This is a genomic window from uncultured Methanobrevibacter sp. (genome assembly GCF_902774605.1).
In the GTDB taxonomy this organism is placed as follows: domain Archaea; phylum Methanobacteriota; class Methanobacteria; order Methanobacteriales; family Methanobacteriaceae; genus Methanocatella.
This window is the reverse complement of record NZ_CACYJE010000003.1, coordinates 39071-56888: the sequence shown is the minus strand read 5'-3', so window position 1 is coordinate 56888 and position 17818 is coordinate 39071. Positions and strand designations below refer to the sequence as shown.

The window sequence follows — 17818 nt, the reverse complement described above, 5'->3', positions numbered from 1 at the left end:
CTTAATATTTAAAACTATTTATATATAAATGGTGCGGTTTGAAAATTTTAAAAAAAATAAGGTTATTGGTAGCGTTCATGGAATAATATCTCATCCAACTGATAATTCTCCCATTCACGCTTGTTCAAGACAATCTCCAATTCCTGCGGTGTCAGGAGTGGCTTCTTGTACATTTGCGAATCGTCAACAGCTATCCTTGGACATGCGCTAACCACAAATGCCTCCAAATCCATGTACGGCAGCAGTGCATCAGGGGACACGTTATCAACGAGGATGATGTAGGCCTCCATCTTTGCATCCTCCAGTGTTTTCTTGATTTCCTTTGCCAATGCCATGCGGTACTGTCCTTCCTTGGAAGAAACGAGTATTCCCCATTTTTTGGCTGAACGGGCCTTGGTTATTCTTGCAAAGCGAATCCTCAATATCCTGTCGGCAAACTCGTCCATGCTTCTGATTTCAGAATTGTACGGATCCAATGCCAGAACCGGCACGTTTGAGAACAGCTTTATCCCCAATGGGTGGAAGTTGCCGTTTCCGATAAAGAGTATCACGTCAACCTCAAGGTCCTTGATGGATGAGAAGTTGCATCCCAATACCTGGCCCTTCCGTGTTGAAGGGGAGGAGCCGAGGATAACCTCCTTGCCGTTGTCCTCAAGAAAATCCCTTGTTTCACTTAAAAGATGCAGGTGCTGTGTTGTAGTCACCAATCCTATTCTTGAGTATGGTTTTAAGTATTCAAGGCTTTTCTTAAGGTCCTTTTTGATGTCAATCTTTGAGTAGGCCTCGATGAAGAGTGTAGGAATCTCATACTTCAGCGGAAGTGGGGTGTGGCCGTAATGAACGATGAGGTCAACTGAACCCTTCATCTTCCAGTCACCAACATCGCACGCCCCGAAGCATGGGTCGCCTGATATTATGACGATCGCATCGGTTTCCTCTTCGATGATGCGGGCAATCTTTGTCGCCTGCATCTTCAACCCTTCGGGAAACTGCAGGCCAACGGTCTTTGCATCGATTGAGTTAATCTTGCGGATTACCTTATCGACATCCATATCATACATTGACATGATTAATCTTCAATTGTGCTTTCGATAACTACCTTGCCGTCAATGACGTCAAGCTTCACGATGGACAGCACGTCTATGCCGGTTTCCTTTTTGACTATTTCCTTTCCCTTGCCCTTGTCGATGATTGCCACCACGGACTTCAAGTCAAGGCCCATATCCTCAAGTGTCCTGATTAAGGCAACCAGTGTTCCTCCGGTACTCACAACGTCATCTATGAGCAGGATCTTTTCGCCTTCATGCAGGTCGTTGACGTAAAGGTTTGATGAGCCGTAGCCGGTTTTCTGATAAACTTCCTTCTCGCCTGGAAGTCCGTATTGCCTTTTACGGATCACTACGAATGGAATGTCGGTTGCAAGTGACAGTGCGGTTGCAAGATGTATTCCCATTGCTTCAACGGCCACAATCTTGTCAATGTCTAAATTAGCATACTTGTGAACTGCAAGGGATAATTCCCTAAGCATTATAGGGTCCATTGCCGGAACGCCATCACTTATTGGGTTTACAAAGTAGTTGTAGTCTCCTTTCTTAACGATTGGGGATGCTTCTAATGATTTTATTACTTCTTCTAACATGGTAATCACACGAAAATTATTAAAACTTATATAAATATAAATATATTCTAATATAATTTATAAATTATTATTACAAGTGATTATTATGCTCGGAAATTTAGGAGAAAACCTTACTAATACGATGAAAAAATTAGTGGGAATGTCCGTTATCGACAAGAAAACAATCAAGGAAGTAGTGAAGGACATTCAGCGTGCATTAATTCAATCAGACGTTAACATCAAATTAGTATTGGATTTATCAAAGAAAATAGAAAACCGTGCTCTTGAAGAGGAACCTCCAAAGGGAATCACTCCAAGGGAGCATGTTATAACAATCATTTATGAAGAGATGGTAAACCTGTTGGGCAGCGAGGCCGCAGGCCTTGACATCAACGAAAGGCCCTACAAGATACTTTTCCTAGGGCTTCAGGGTTCAGGTAAAACCACAACCATCGGCAAGTTATGCAGATACCTTCAGAAAAAGGGTTTCAACCCTGCGGTGGTATGTACAGACACATGGAGGCCTGCAGCATATGAGCAGCTAAGGCAGCTGACAGAGGAAATGGATGTGCCGTTGTATGGGGATCCGAACAACAAGGACGCCCTCGACCTGGCCGCCAAGGGTCTTCAGGAGTTCAAGAACCGTAAGGTCATCATATTCGATACCGCCGGAAGGCACAAGGAGGAATCAGACCTCATCGCAGAGATGGATGAGCTGGACAATATCATCAACCCTAACGAGGCAATACTTGTAATCGACGGTACCATCGGCCAGCAGGCCGGCGAGCAGGCAAAGGCATTCTCCCAGGCTACCGACATCGGTTCAATCATAATCACAAAGCTCGACGGTTCAGCCAAAGGTGGGGGCGCAATGTCTGCAGTGGCGGAAACCGGCGCGCCAATCAAGTTCATCGGTACCGGTGAAAGGGTGGATGACTTCGAGCTCTTCGACCCTGAAAGGTTCATCTCAAGACTCCTTGGAATGGGCGACATCAAGTCCCTCATCGAGAAGGCTGAGGAGAACATTGACGAGGACATTGCCGAAAAGACAATGAACAACATGCTAACCGGAAAGTTCACCCTGATGGACATGAAGAACCAGTTCGAGATGATGAACAAGATGGGTCCGATGCAGCAGGTGCTCAACATGATTCCCGGAATGGGAAACAAGATTACCAAGGAAGCCTCAAAGATGACCGAGGACAAGATTGACTCATATAAGATAATGATGTCATCAATGACCGATGAGGAAATGCTAAACCCTAAAATCATCAAGCAGTCACGTATCCAGAGAATCGCACGCGGTTCTGGTGTGGATGAGAGTGAAGTCAGGGAGCTGTTGAAATACTATAACAATACCAAAAAGACCATGAAAGGATTGGGAAAACGTGGCGGCCGCCTGGGCGGAGGAGCCATGAACCGTATGATGGGTCAATTCATGAACAGATAACATGTACGAACTAGCTAAACAGATAATTGACGAATGTGACGGCAGAATATGCAAGCACTGCCTCGGCAGGAAACTTTCAAAAACAATCGAGGGCACAAACAACATCGAAAGGGCAGATAAGGTCTGCGATGAGCTTAACATTGATTTGAATGATGTCGACTGTGTAATATGTGATAATATATTCGACAAGCTCGATGACACGCTCTATGATAAGATTGATGCCAAGATAAGCCAGCTGGGCGTTGAATTCAACACTTTCCTGGTCGGCTCACAGATTCCAAAGGACATTCAAAATAGGGATGAGGAGCTATCTGAAAAATTCAATCTCGGTGTGGAAACACTTAAAAAGGAAGTCAACAGATTAATCGGACTTGGAATCTGGGAAAGATTCGACAAGGATGCGGAATTCGAAAGGCAGGACATCGTGTTCAACATCGACCTCACCGGCGAGCCGAAGGTGAGAATACAAATCAACCCATTATACATTGAGGGAAAATACAATAAGTACAAGCGCGGAATCCCGCAGACAAAATGGCCATGCACCAAATGCAAGGGAAGAGGATGTGAGGAATGCAACTTCACAGGCAAGCAATACCCTGAATCTGTCGAGGAACTAATATCCGAGCACTTCCTTAAAGTAACTCACGGCAAGGAAGCCAAATTCCACGGGGCAGGTAGGGAAGACATTGACGTGCTAATGCTTGGCTCAGGAAGGCAATTCGTCCTCGAAATAAAGGAGCCGAAGATAAGAAACCTTGATTTGGCTAAAATGGAAGCTGAAATCAATAAAATCAATGAGGGCAAGACCGCTTACCACAACCTTCACCTATGCGAAAGGCCAAGAAAGGCGGAGATAAAGCAATCCTCACCTGACGCATATAAGGTTTACAATGCAATCGTGAAATGCGAAGAGGCATATGATGCAGGTAAGCTTGAGGAATTACTTGAATTGAATGAAATCAACCAGCAAACCCCATTAAGGGTTTTAAGAAGAAGAACAGATATGGTTCGCGTAAAGCACGTTCTTGACCTATCATATGAAATCATTGACGAGACCACCTTCAACATGAAGATAAAAACCGAAGGGGGACTCTACATCAAGGAATTGATTTCAGGCGACGAGGGAAGAAGCCAGCCCAACGTGAGCGATATACTTGGTGTCAAGGCAATATGCGAACAATTGGATGTATTGGAAGTAAGCGAGAAATGATAATATGGCAGAAGAATTCACACACTTAACAGACAGCGGAGTACACATGGTTGAAGTAGGAAACAAGCCTGACCAGAAAAGAAGGGCTATTGCTCAAGGAAGCATATTCCTGGACAAGCATACCATCGAACTGATACAGAATGAGGAAATCAAGAAAGGCAATGTACTCACCACAGCCCAGATTGCCGGCATACAGGCCGTTAAAAATACCTCTTCAATAATTCCGTTATGTCACCCGTTGGCATTGACCGGAATCGAGCTTGACTTTGAGGTCAAGGATGATGAAATCATCGCAAAATGTGCAGTGAACACTTTAGGCAAGACTGGTGTGGAAATGGAAGCAATCACTGGTGTGAGCGTTGCGCTTTTAACAGTATGGGATATGGTAAAGGCTGTTGAAAAGGATGAGGATGGCCAATACCCTGACACCAGAATAAGTGACATTAAGGTCATTAAGAAAGAAAAAATTTAATTTTCATTTTTTTTATTTTTCTTATTTAAATTTCCATCATTTTGAATATTTTTTTTGTTTGTTTTGTAAGGTAGGTATTGAATTATTTTAACATTATTGTGCAAGAATTCTCCGGCTTCTTTAAGCCGGAGTGGTTCAATGGGAAGATATCATTCAAAGTTAACAATAAATTAATTAATTTTCTATTTTTGCGTAATTTTTTTGATATTTTCCATTTTTTTTAAAAATTTATAGTAATGTATATAATTTCTATAATTTTTTATAAATCTGATTATTTTTATGAAAGTTTCTTGTTTTAAAGAAACATTTATATATGGTGTTATGTAATATATGTAACATATAATATTGCATATGTTATATCTTTCATAAACAATAAGATTTGTGATATTTCAATAATTTTAAGACTATTTTTTGATAAATATTTTAAAATTTTTCATGATTTTCAAATTATTAATAAACTTTTATAGGATGAAATACTATGGCTATTATTAAAGTAAATATAAAAATTCTGACGATCTTATCAATATTATTGCTTCTGTTCGTTTCAATCAATTCAGTTAATGCATTTGATGATAACGAAACATTAGCTACAGTTGATCAAGAAATTGTCAGTGAAGTTGATGAATCGTCAACGATGAAGTTAGATGATGAAATTCTTGGCACTGATGAAAATCAGGAAACTTTAACTGCAGATGGGGATGTTTCTGATTTAGAGACTGAAATAAACAATGCTGCAGCAACTCTTGAGCTAAACAAAAATTACACCTTTACTGCAAGCAGTGGTGACGGCATTACTATTTCTAAAAACCTTGAAATCGATGGAAAGGGCAATTATATCGATGCAAGCAAACAGGGAAGAATATTTAAAATAGACAATGGGTATACTTTAACCCTTAAGAACATAATCATTAAGAACGGATATCATTCCAATGGTGATGGGGGAGCTATTTTATGTTCTGGCACCTTAAATCTGATAAACTCCCAGTTTATTGACAATTATGCAAACATAACCGGGGGTGCCGTTTATTCAAAGTTTGGCACTGTTGAAAATTGCAGTTTTACCGATAATTATGCAGGCAATGGTGGTGCCATTAGATGGACCAATAATTTAAATTTGCTGAATTCTAATTTCACAGACAATGTGGCAGGATGGAATGGTGGAGCTATTTATTCCTCATATGTAATAGTTGATAATTGTAAGTTTATAGACAATCGTGCTCTAACAGGTGTTGCTGGAGCAATTTATTCCCAATCTTCCGGTATCATTTCCAATTCTAATTTTACCGATAACACCGGTAACCGAGGATTGAGATTTGCATATGACTTTGAGTTATACAATTCTACTTTAAGAAATACCTCTCTTGTTGTTGGCGGCAATGCCCATATTGAAAATTCTAGTTTTATAAATTGTGAGGGGGCAGGTATAGTTACAATTGAGAAATTAGGAAATGTGGTAAACTGTAACTTTACTAATAATTCTGCAGGTTCATTTGGTGGTGGACTTACTATTTCCAGAGGCACCGTATCAAATTGTATTTTTACTAATAATACTTCAAAAGCTTGGGGTGGTGCTATTTACTTTGGCCAGGCCGGCTCATTTACAAATATAGTTGAAAACTGCACATTCAATAATAACACTGCTAGTGGACATGGAGGTGCCATTTACTTTTTTACAGGAGTTAGTAAAATTGTTAACTGTAAGTTCAATAACAATTCCGCAAACGGTACTGGCGGTGCAGTATCTTATTATGGCGTTGGGGGAAGCATATTTAATTCTACCTTTGTAAATAACACTTGTGGAAACAGTAATAGTGGTGGTGCCATCTATTGCGGTTCTTCACTTCACTTATCATATTGTAATTTCACAAAAAATAATGCCGGTGCTTCTGGTGGAGCTTTTAGGATTCAGGGAAATTCTAATATATTAAACTGTAATTTTATAGACAATACTGCTAAATCTGCTTCTGCTTTTTTACTTTATGATGGTATTGTTGAAAACTGTAATATTGCGGGTAATCGTGCTAGGAGTACAGATAGTATCGCTCCAGGTGCAGTATCTATTTCCCAAGAGGGAAGTGTTTTGAACTGTAATTTCACCAACAACACTGCAACATTTGGAAGTGGCGGAGCTCTCCACATTAACTCAGGAATCGTATTCAATTGTCTTTTTATTAATAATTCTATAGGCTTAAGGGGTGGTGCTGTATCAACCAACAGAGGTACAATATCTGATTGTAATTTTACAAATAATTCTGCCCGTCTAGGGGGTGCAATATTTATTAACAATTTTGGCACAGTTGAAAATTGTATTTTCTTCAATAACACTGCTCTAACCAGTTCTGGAGGTGCAATATATGTCAACAGTCCGGGTGAAACAATTATCAACTGTAACTTCACAAACAACAATGCATATATAAATGGAGGTTCAATTTATTCTAGATCCGGCACTATTGAATATTGTAATTTTATAAACAGCAGTGTTGGATCTTCCGAAGCTGCTGGTGGCGCAATATATTCCGAGTCAAGCACTATTGGATATTGTAACTTTACAAACAATACTGTAAAAAACACAAGATATGGTGGAGGTGCTGTATTTTTAAAATCAGGTGAAATTGCATATTGTGATTTTACAAAAAACACTGCAGATATTGGAAATGGTGGAGCTATTTTAATGAGTTCCGTTACAGTCATGTACTGTAATTTTACAGATAACGTTGCAACCAATGGAAACGGTGGTGCAATTAGTTCAAGCACAGGTAACATTCAGTATTGTAATTTCTTAAGCGGTGGGGCTATATATACATCATCCAAGGGTGCTGTTGGCGATTGTAACTTTACAAATAACTCCGCAGCATTCGGTGGAGCAATAAGATTCACTGATACAAGTACTGTGGAAAATTGTAATTTCATAAATAATACTGCAATAGGGAATATGAATTTAAATGGGGGTGGAGCTATCCACTTCAATTACGGCGGGACAGTTTCCAGTTCTAATTTCATCAATAACTCTAAATTAAATGCCGGCCAAAACACTGGAGGGGGTGCAATCTTTTTCAGATGCGCAGCTAATGGAGCAACTGCTATGGTGGATAATTGTAATTTTACCAATAATTATGCTCGTTATAATGATTTTGGCGGCGGAGCAATATGTATATTGGGTGATGGAACTATAAATGACTGTAATTTTAAAAATAATACTGCTTATTCATCATATACTAATTTTTGTGGTGGAGGAGCAGTTTATTTCTATAATGGAGGTTCAGTTTCAAATTCCAATTTTGTTAATAACTCTCGATTTGGCATAACATTAACTCCTGGTGGTGGGGCAGTATTCTTTAGGAGTAATGGGGCTGGAAGTTCTGGATTGGTTGAATATTGTAATTTCACTGATAATTTTGCAGATGGGCACGGGGGTGCTGTAGTCTTTATTCGTTCAGGAATTGTTGACAATTCAAATTTCACAAATAACAGTGTAAAGGAGGGGAATGGTGGAGCAGTATACTTCCATGCCTCTGTTGGTGAGGTTTCAAACAGTATTTTCATAAATAATGCTGCAAAAGATGGTGGAGGTGCTGGAATTTATATTAACTCCGGGGCAAGTGCAATTGTTGAAAATTGTAAGTTCATAAATAACCGTGTAGGGTATTATGGAGGAGCCGTTTCCGGTTCTGCCTGTGTGGTGACCAATTCCAGTTTTGACAATAATCATGCCCGTATGACAGGGGGAGCCATTTCATTATCTTCTGGAAACGTATTATATTGTAATTTTATAAACAACACTGCTAACGGAGGTGCTTACACAGCAGGAGCAATAAGATTCGTCTCTGATGGTAGGGTTGAATATTGTAATTTCACAAATAATTATGCGAGGAGTTCCGAGTACAGTGCGGGAACAATATCATTTGCATCTAAAGGTACATTGTCCAATTGTAATTTCAACAATAGCTTTGTGATGGGGGATACCTCTTTATGGGCTGCTGGAGCGGTCATGTTTGCATCAACCGGTACTGTAACAAACTGTACATTTACTAATTGCAGTTCAAAATCCAACAGAAGGGACGCTTCCGGAGTAATACTATTCCTGTCTGATGGTAAGGTGTATTACAGCAGCTTTGTAAACAACAGTGCTACTGCTGAGATTTCCACACCGGGGTCATATGGTAGTGGAGCAATCTGCTTTAGCGGCACTTCATCAGTAGGTGAGGTTTACCATTGTAATTTCACAAATAATGCTCTGTATAGTTATAATGGTGGAGGAGCTATAAGATTTGCAGGCACAGGTAATGTGGTTAATTCCACTTTTACTAATAACTCCGCCAATTATTATGGTGGTGCAATATATTTCGCCGCCAAAGGTACTGTTGACAGTTCCAATTTCACATATAATCGTGCAAAAATAGGTTCCGCTATTTATTACTACAATCCGGGTGAAAGTAAAATTACCAATACAGTTTTATTAAAAAATAAGGCGGATGCCAAATCATTTTCAATTGAGCAGAGTGCAAACGTATTCACCATCACATTTTCAGGTAACGACAATCACTTGAATGCGATTTATACAAGAAATGATGAGGCTTTAGAATTTGAAAACGTTACCTATTGGGGAGCTAAAGGAATTTCAAACACTGGATCCAATGTACTTGCTGCAAATTCTAATGAATCTGGTCAAAACATTACCGTATCAATTTCCCATGATGATATTTCTATGGTGGATGGTGTTTTTGTGACTGATGAAAACGGTCAGATAGTCCTCACCATGCACAGTGCAGGCATTTTTAAAATAAATGTCAGACACGATGACGATGAGTATTACACCGGTGCAGTCAAACAGGAAACCTTGGAAATTTTAGGTTATGAAACTACCACCAAATTAACCGTGGAAAAAACAGCTATCGGAATTAAATTGATTGCGAAAGTTGATGCTAAAGTAAACCCTGCTAGGGGCAACGTTACCTTCTTTTTAACTGACAGTGAAGGAAGACTCGTGTATTCCCGTATTGTTGATTTAACAAATGGCGTAGCTGAATGTAATGTCAATCATTTACGGGCTGGAATATATAATATCACTGCCATTTATAATGGTAATCGTACTAACTGGCCTTCAAAAGACAGTTTAATATACTCATACAAGTATGATCCTATAATTGTAATCGAAACAGATTCCATCAAGCAGGGTCAAGTTGAGATAATCAACGTCACACTCAATGGAAATAAGCCAGATTTGATCAATGCAACTCTTACCAAAGACGGTTTGATTCAAACTTACACAATCAAAAAAGGTCAATTGGTATTGGACAACCTTGAAACCGGTGTTTATACCATTATTGTATCATACGACGGAGATGATGAATATGAAGCCAGTTCAAACTCATCGACATTCCATGTTGTTAAAAATAAGGATTATGTCATTAACATTACAAGCATTGTCACAACAAACAGTGTTGTAAACATTACTGCCGTAAGTGACTTCAACAATTCAGAGCTTGGCGGAAGATTTGAATTCCTCCTACCAAACAACCAGGTCATTCGTCCATTTTTAAGTGGAGACAATAAAACATGGTGGTTCATGTACTACCTGGGAGGAGAAGGATCATACGACATTAAAGGACAATATATGGGATTCAATCAGGTGACAATCAATAATGGAACTGTAACAATCAAAGCGATTAACAACACTTATGAAATCAAGTTAAATGTCACTGTCAGAAGTTACGCAAGCAACACCACCATAAAGGTGACAGTTCCAAGCGAACTTAAGGATAATGTGAAATTGACTATCGACGGCATTTCATACACAATTAATATTGTGGACAACGGCACAGGAGTGTTAAACATATCCACCTTGTCCGCAGGCAATCATTATATTCAAGCCACATCAGGAAATGAGTTTTATGCAACTAAAACCAACTCCACAATGATTATAGTTCCAAAAGCCACTCCAGACATTATTGTTGATGCACCTGCTACAGTGGCTCCTGGAAATAATGCAACAATTACTGTAAGTGTCTTAAATGTCACTGAAGGTTATGTGGCCATATTAATTAACGGTCAGGAAACTACCCTTGCAGTCGGAAACGATGGCAAAGCAACATTAAACATTACGGATGTCCAACCGGGCATATACAATATCTCAGCCAAATTCTTCGGAAACGATAACTATACACAAGCACAAACAAAAGAAAATGCCACTGTCAATGTTTCAGTTTTCGATGCATCAATAAGTGTCATAAATGTCACAGTCAGTGATAACAACAATGTAACAATCACTGTTAAAGTAAACAAATTGGATGCAACCGGCACTGTGAACATAACCTTGCCGAACGGCAATAACGTAACAGTTAAGGTCATTGATGGTATTGCGGTTGTTAACCTTGGAATTTTACAAAAAAGCAATGAGAATTACACGTTACCTGTTCACTACTCAGGAGATAGAAAATATTCAGGAAACACTACAACCGCTAACTTTAAAGTAGGTAAATTATCAAATGCGACTGTTGTTATTGTGATTAATCCCGGCAAGTATGGTGAAAACACTACCATTACTGTAATCATTCCGGATGATGCTGATGGAAATGTCACTGTAAGTGTTGACGGTGCAGATATCACTCCAGTTGTTAAAAATACTGATGGCACTTACACTGTTAATGTAACTACAACTTTAGGATCTCATGAAGTAATTGCAAGGTTGGTGAATGATACCAAATACGAGGATGCAACAAACACTACCTTTTTCATTGGAGAAGCAAACACTGATTATATTATAGGACTTGAGGTGGTTGTGCGTCCTCATGGCGAAAACACTACCATTACTGTGACCGTTCCAAGCGAACTTAAGGATAATGTAACCTTAACCATCGATGATGATGAATATGAAATCATTATTAATGAAAAAGGCACAGGCATTTTAAATGTTTCAACATTATCTGCAGGCAATCATGTTGTAAGCGTAACTTCAGGCAATCTAAACTATGCTTCTAAAACAAATATGACCTGGATAACAGTTCCAAAAGCTACACATTCAATTGTTATCCACGCGCCTGAGACAATTGCTCCAGGTAGTGACATTGACATTCGTGTAAGTGTTGCTGATGATGCAGTAGGCTATGTGAATATCCTCATTAATGGAGAAGACAATATTGTAGCCATTAAAAATGATGGAAACGCTACATTCACAATCCTCAATATCCAGCCGGGTCAATATAACATTTCTGCAAAATACCTTGGTAATGATAACTACCTTGAAGTTGAAGCACAAGAAAACAAGACATTGAATGTTCCGCTCTTTGATGCATCCGTCAATGTTATAAGTGTTGATATAGGGGATAATAATAATGTTACAATCACTGTAAAAATCGATAAGGATGATGCAACAGGTAAGGTTAATGTAACTCTCATCAACGGTGAAACTATCACAGCCGATGTTGTAAACGGTCAGGCTGTTATCAATTTAGGAATTTTAAAACAAAACAATGACAACTACACATTGCCAGTACACTATTCAGGAGATGATAAATACAGCCACAACTCAACATTGACCAACTTCAAAGTAGGCAAGTTAAACAATGCCACAGTCATCATTCATATACATCCGGGACATGTCAGCGAATACACCACAATAACAGTAATTGTTCCAGATGATGCTGACGGTAACGTTACAATCAGTGTTGACGGGCAAAACATCACTCCAGTTATCAAAAATCCTGATGGATCATTCACTGCTGAAGTAATGACAAATTTTGGCATTCATGAAGTCGTTGCCAAGTTAGTAAATGACACAGGATACGATGATACTGTAAACACTTCAAGCTTCACCGGAAGAGATGTTATCGACCATGTAGTTGAAATTACAGTAATTCCGCGTCAATACGGTGAAAATACAACTATCATAGTGGATGTTCTTCCTGAGCTTAAAGACAATGTTAATTTAACCATTGATGGTGTAAAGTACAGCATTTCTATTAATGAACATGGTAGTGGCGTATTAAACATTTCCACATTGGCTGCAGGCAATCATTTGCTTGAAGTGAGTGCAGGCAATTATAAATACGTTACAAAAATTAACTACACAAGTTTCAAAATAGATAAGGCAAATCCGACAATTGGCATTGTTGTTGAAGGCAGTGTTCCTGGAGAAAATGTCACAATCACTGTTGAAACTGATTTGAAAGCCACAGGAAAGGTCGTCATTACAGTTGATGGTGTAGATCATGTTGTTGATGTTATTGCTGGAAAAGCCACTTGTGCAGTTGTGAATGCTCAACCGGGCAAACACAATGTTTCTGCAAGGTATCTTGGAGACAATAACTATACTTCATCTGATTCATTCAAATCAGAATTCACCATTCCTGTTTTCAACACATCAATTAATGTTCTGCAGGTAATTGTGGATAAAAATAATAATGTAACTGTTGTTGTCGGCGTTAATTACACTGATGCTGATGGCACAGTCAATATAACTTTGCCAAACGGGGAAAATGTAACAGCGGATGTTGCCGGCGGTGTTGCTAACATTAACCTGGGGGTACTGCCAAAAGCGAATTATGCCTTGGATGTCACATACTCAGGTAATGCAAAGTATGCAGGAAATGCAACAGTTGCAAAATTCAGCATAGGTAAATTGAACAATCTCACAGCAAATATTACTATAATTGCGGGCAAGTATGGGCAGAATACCTCCATTGCAGTCACAGTTTCAGATGATTTCAATGGAAACGTGACCATCAGTATTGATGATGTTGAATATCTTGGCGTAAAAGTTGGAAAGGACATATATGCCATTAATGTAACCACTACAGTGGGCAGGCATAATGTGACTGCAATACTTTTAAACGATACAAAATACAATGATGTGACCTTAAATGATTCATTCATCGGCCTGCCTATTGATGATTATGATATTAATGTCACTATTGCCAATGATACAGTTGAAATCAAGGTTCCTTCTCAACTCAAGGACAATGTAACAGTAATGATTGATGATATTAAACGTGATGTGATATTTAATGATGATGGCACTGGAATTTTAGATATTTATGATTTGCCAACTGGAACTCATCAAATAACAGTCTCCACAGGCAATGAGAACTACACTGCCAAAACATATCATGCTTCATTTATAAAAGAGTATAAAAATCCTGACTATAACGATGCGAGTGTCATAATAGATTTGGACAACAGGACCTTAAACATCATATTGGATAAAAATGCCACAGGTAATGTGACCATTACTATTGATAATGGTACATATACTGCCAATATTGCGGATGGTGTAGCAACATTTGATCTGTCCAATTTAACATCTGGAGAATATCCTCTTAGGGTTGAATACTCAGGAGATTCAAATAACTATCCGATTTCAGTCAATACCACAATAACTATTCCAAAATTGGACACTCCGATGAAGATTACTGTGGACAATAATATTGTCGTCACTGTTCCGGCAAATGCTACAGGCAACATAACAATTTATGCAAATGGAGTTGTCCTCACTTCACAAATTAAGGATGGAAATGCAACATTTGCTTCTGGATTGACCGGCACTATAGTTGCAGTCTACAATGGAGATGCTAATTATTTGGCCAATAATACAATATTCACTATTCCTAAACCTGTAGTTACTTATAGGATCATAGCTAACAATTTTGTAATGTTCTATCTTGACGGCTCCTATTACACTGTTAGGGTTGTTGACAGCAATAATAATCCTGTTTCAAAAGCTAATGTTAAAATATCAGTAAATGGCAAAACATATAATCGCGTTACTAATGCAAAAGGGTATGCTTCCCTTAAAATTAGATTAAAACCTAAGACATATAAAGTAACATCAGAATTTAATGGAATTAAAGTTTCCAAAAAGATTAAGATAAAACATGCTGTCTGGGCTAAAAAGACTACAAAAATCAAAAAATCGGCCAAAAAGGCAACTATCAAGATTCTTGTAAGTGGCCCTAAAAAGAAAACTCTGAGCAAAAACGTCAAGTTCAAGTACAAAGGCAAAAGAAAGGTTAAGGTAAACTTTGGAATCGAGATGAAAAAGCAAAAAGTTAAAGTCAGATTCAAAGGCAAAACTTACAAGGTTAAAGTGAAATCCAATGGTAAGGGAACTTTAAAATTGAAGAAGAAAACAGCTAAGAAACTTAAAAAAGGCAAAAATTATAAAACTAAAGTCAAATTTAAGGGATCAAAGATTTACAGCAAAGTCAAAGTAAAAGTAAAGTTCCTTAAAAAGACTTATAAGGTAAAAACCAACAAATTTGGTGTCGGTAAGTTCAAAATAAATAAAAAAGCAATGAAAAAGCTTAAGAAAAATAAGAAATTCAAGAAGGGTAAAAAAGTAAAATACACAATAGCTTACAAAAACGATAAAATAAAAAGATATATAAAAGCAAAAAAATAGGGGATTTTAAAATTCCCTTTTTATTTTTTTGAAATAAAATTTTAACACTATTTTTATATATGATGAAAAAAATAATTATATTACAGTTATTTTTATAAATAAATTATTAGGAGATTAATCATGGCAAAAAAAGATAATAAAATTTCCATGCCTCAAACTGGTGCAGGTTTAGTTAGATACTTTGATGAAGAAAGTTTAGGACCAAAACTTTCACCTGAGCACGTTATTGTCGCTACTGTAATTGTAGCTATTTTATGTTTTGTTTTAAGATATTCTGCTTAAGAATATTTTACAAACAAAAACCACTACTTTTTTTTATAGATTTTCATGTTGACTAAAAGAATAATTCCATGTCTGGACTGTGACCTGCAGGTTCCCGAAGGCCGTGTCGTCAAGGGAGTTGAATTCAAGGAAATAAAATACGCTGGAAACCCAGTTGACCTTGCAACACGCTACTATGAGGAAGGAGCCGATGAGGTTGTCGTGCTGGACATCACCGCTTCTCATGAGCGCCGTGCAACCATGGCCGATGTCATTGACAGGTTGACCGAGAACGTCTTCATGCCGATTTGCGTCGGCGGAGGGATAAGGAAAGTCGATGACTACATCAAGATGCTCAAGGCCGGAGCCGACAAGTGCTCAACCAACACTGCAGCAATCAAGAACCCGGAACTCCTGACCGAAGCAAGCAAGGTCGTCGGCTCACAGGCTGTCGTCATAGGAATAGATGCGAAAAGAAGATACGTTGACCATCCGGATGACGCAAGGGACAAGACAGTCATTGAAACCGACAAGGGCTACTGCTGGTTTGACACAAGCATCTATGGCGGACGGGAATTCACAGGAATAGATGCGATCCAATGGGCAGTGGAATGCCAGGAGCGCGGAGCCGGTGAAGTGTTGCTGACCAGTATGGACGGTGACGGAACCCAGAACGGCTATGACATTGAACTTAACAAGGCCATCAATGATGCGGTTGACATTCCGGTTATTGCAAGCGGGGGTGTCGGCGAGCCTAAACATATATTGGATGTTTTCGAGAAAACCGATGTTTCAGCGGCGCTTGCGGCAAGCATATTCCACTTTAACCAGTATTCCATTGGCGAGGTCAAGGATTACCTGAACAAAAACAATGTGGCTGTTAGATTATGATAATTGATTCACCCATCAACCTGGACTTGACAATCAACTCGGGCCAGACATCCCAGCCTCCATGGACTTTAACGGATGATTGTTACAGCAATGCAGTGATGCTTGACGGCAAGCCAACAGTTTTTAAGGTTAAAAAGTCAGGCAATTGCCTTGATTTTAATCTGGATGATGAAAAGGCCGTTTCAAAGGTTAAATATATTTTCGATTTGGATTATGATTTAAACAAGTTCTATAAGTATCTGGACAATCAGCCTGAACTATCTGAAATGTCCGGGTTCTGCAAAGGCTTGAGACTCTTTTTGGCACCTGACCCTTTCGAGTGCATCATCTCATCGATATGCTCAGCTAACAATTCCATCAAGAGATGGACAAAATCAGTTTCTGACATGAAGCGGAAATGGGGAAAGCAGCATGAAAATTACTGCATGTTTCCTCAAAGCAACGTCCTTGCAAAAGCATACTTGGATGATGAAGAGGAATTTAACTCATCAGATATTCAAGATATTGCAAGCTGTGAAAATAATCTTAAAAACTGCGGCGTCGGATATAGAGCACCCTACATGAGAAGGGCATCCGAGATGTTTACAGATGAAATTCACCTCTCAGAAATTTTCAAGATGAGCTATGATGAGGCATTCGAAACAATGCTTGAAGTGCCTGGGGTGGGTCCTAAAGTGGCGGACTGCATACTCTTATATGGCTTTAACTTTAGGGAAGCATTTCCGTCAGATGTTTGGATAAAAAGAATAGTTTCACACTTATATTTTGATGGAAAAGACATAAGTGTCGCTAAAGTCAGAGAATTTGGAATGGAGGAGTTCGGCAAGAATGCCGGCTACGTGCAGCTGTACATGTTCCACTATGCAAGAATGAGTGGGCTAATGAAAAAGCTGAAAAAATAATAAATGGGTCATTGATGAACGTTGATATTCTTCCTCTTGGGAGTATTGATGTAAATGATTCCTACATCATGAAATTTTTCAAAATCGAAACTCATTTTACCATAACTCCACACAAACTAAACCATTAATTTTTTTTTGAGAATTTGGATTTGTATAATCGTTCATCCTTAAATTTTTTTTAATGTTGCTCTATCTTTATAATGATTCTCTCAATCTACATAAATCATTATGAAATCCAAATCACCAAATTCGGGATCTTTACATAATTCAATGATTTTTCTATAGTCTGGAAAGTATTCGTCGATTAATGGTGTTAACTCATGAATGAACTCAAGAATATTCTCATGCTTTTCGATGAAGCACTTAACATCATTGATTTGATTAATGGCATAATTTTCTGATAGCTTGTCGAACTCATCATCGAAATCTGGCCTGATGGCCAATCCGGTGTATGCATTTTCCCGAGGAATCTGCATTTCAAGTCCCTGTGAGTAATTTTTTTGCATAATTTTTAACCTCCATAATCTTTTTAAATCTTGATTATAGTTAGTGCCGTATAGTATATAAATATTACTCACTATTAATTCATTTTTTCATATAATGAATATAATATGGCAC

At 38.5% G+C, this 17818-nt stretch carries 10 protein-coding genes; 7 read left to right on the top strand and 3 right to left on the bottom strand.

Going from position 1 to position 17818, the window contains the following annotated elements:
* Positions 1 to 62 precede the first annotated feature (62 nt).
* Positions 63 to 1067: a diphthamide biosynthesis enzyme Dph2 gene (gene dph2, locus QZU77_RS01150; protein WP_295598763.1), complete on the bottom strand. Its 1005-nt coding sequence runs from the start codon at positions 1065 to 1067 to the stop codon at positions 63 to 65.
* A 2-nt stretch (positions 1068 to 1069) separates the two neighbouring features.
* Positions 1070 to 1639 (bottom strand): hypoxanthine/guanine phosphoribosyltransferase, encoded by a 570-nt coding sequence (gene hpt / locus QZU77_RS01145; RefSeq protein ID WP_295598760.1) that lies wholly within the window; start codon positions 1637 to 1639, stop codon positions 1070 to 1072.
* 79 nt (positions 1640 to 1718) lie between these two features.
* On the opposite strand from hpt, the gene QZU77_RS01140 reads away from it, so the two are divergent.
* From QZU77_RS01140 to QZU77_RS01110, 7 genes are all read left to right on the top strand, one after another.
* Positions 1719 to 3068, top strand: a complete 1350-nt coding sequence (locus tag QZU77_RS01140) for a signal recognition particle protein Srp54 (RefSeq protein WP_295598935.1) — start codon at positions 1719 to 1721, stop codon at positions 3066 to 3068.
* A gap of 1 nt (position 3069) precedes the next feature.
* Complete coding sequence (locus QZU77_RS01135) at positions 3070 to 4278, top strand: tRNA pseudouridine(54/55) synthase Pus10 (RefSeq protein WP_295598757.1); 1209 nt, start codon at positions 3070 to 3072, stop codon at positions 4276 to 4278.
* 4 nt (positions 4279 to 4282) lie between these two features.
* The gene (gene moaC, locus QZU77_RS01130; protein ID WP_295598753.1) at positions 4283 to 4750 is read left to right on the top strand and encodes a cyclic pyranopterin monophosphate synthase MoaC; all 468 of its coding nucleotides are present in this window, start codon (positions 4283 to 4285) and stop codon (positions 4748 to 4750) included.
* A 478-nt stretch (positions 4751 to 5228) separates the two neighbouring features.
* The gene (locus QZU77_RS01125) at positions 5229 to 15146 is read left to right on the top strand and encodes an Ig-like domain repeat protein (RefSeq protein WP_295598750.1); all 9918 of its coding nucleotides are present in this window, start codon (positions 5229 to 5231) and stop codon (positions 15144 to 15146) included.
* Positions 15147 to 15266: 120 nt separating this feature from the next.
* Entirely contained in the window at positions 15267 to 15428 is a 162-nt protein-coding gene (locus tag QZU77_RS01120; RefSeq protein ID WP_295598747.1) for a preprotein translocase subunit Sec61beta, read from the top strand.
* A 45-nt stretch (positions 15429 to 15473) separates the two neighbouring features.
* Positions 15474 to 16298: an imidazole glycerol phosphate synthase subunit HisF gene (gene hisF / locus QZU77_RS01115; RefSeq protein WP_295598744.1), complete on the top strand. Its 825-nt coding sequence runs from the start codon at positions 15474 to 15476 to the stop codon at positions 16296 to 16298.
* Positions 16295 to 17200: a DNA glycosylase gene (locus QZU77_RS01110; RefSeq protein ID WP_295598741.1), complete on the top strand. Its 906-nt coding sequence runs from the start codon at positions 16295 to 16297 to the stop codon at positions 17198 to 17200. The genes hisF and QZU77_RS01110 overlap by 4 nt, the downstream gene beginning before the upstream one ends.
* Before the next feature lie 209 nt (positions 17201 to 17409).
* Here the strand turns inward: QZU77_RS01110 and QZU77_RS01105 are convergent, their stop codons facing one another.
* On the bottom strand, positions 17410 to 17706 hold the full coding sequence (locus QZU77_RS01105; RefSeq protein WP_295598738.1) for a hypothetical protein: 297 nt from the start codon (positions 17704 to 17706) through the stop codon (positions 17410 to 17412).
* Between the last annotated feature and the right edge of the window lie 112 nt (positions 17707 to 17818).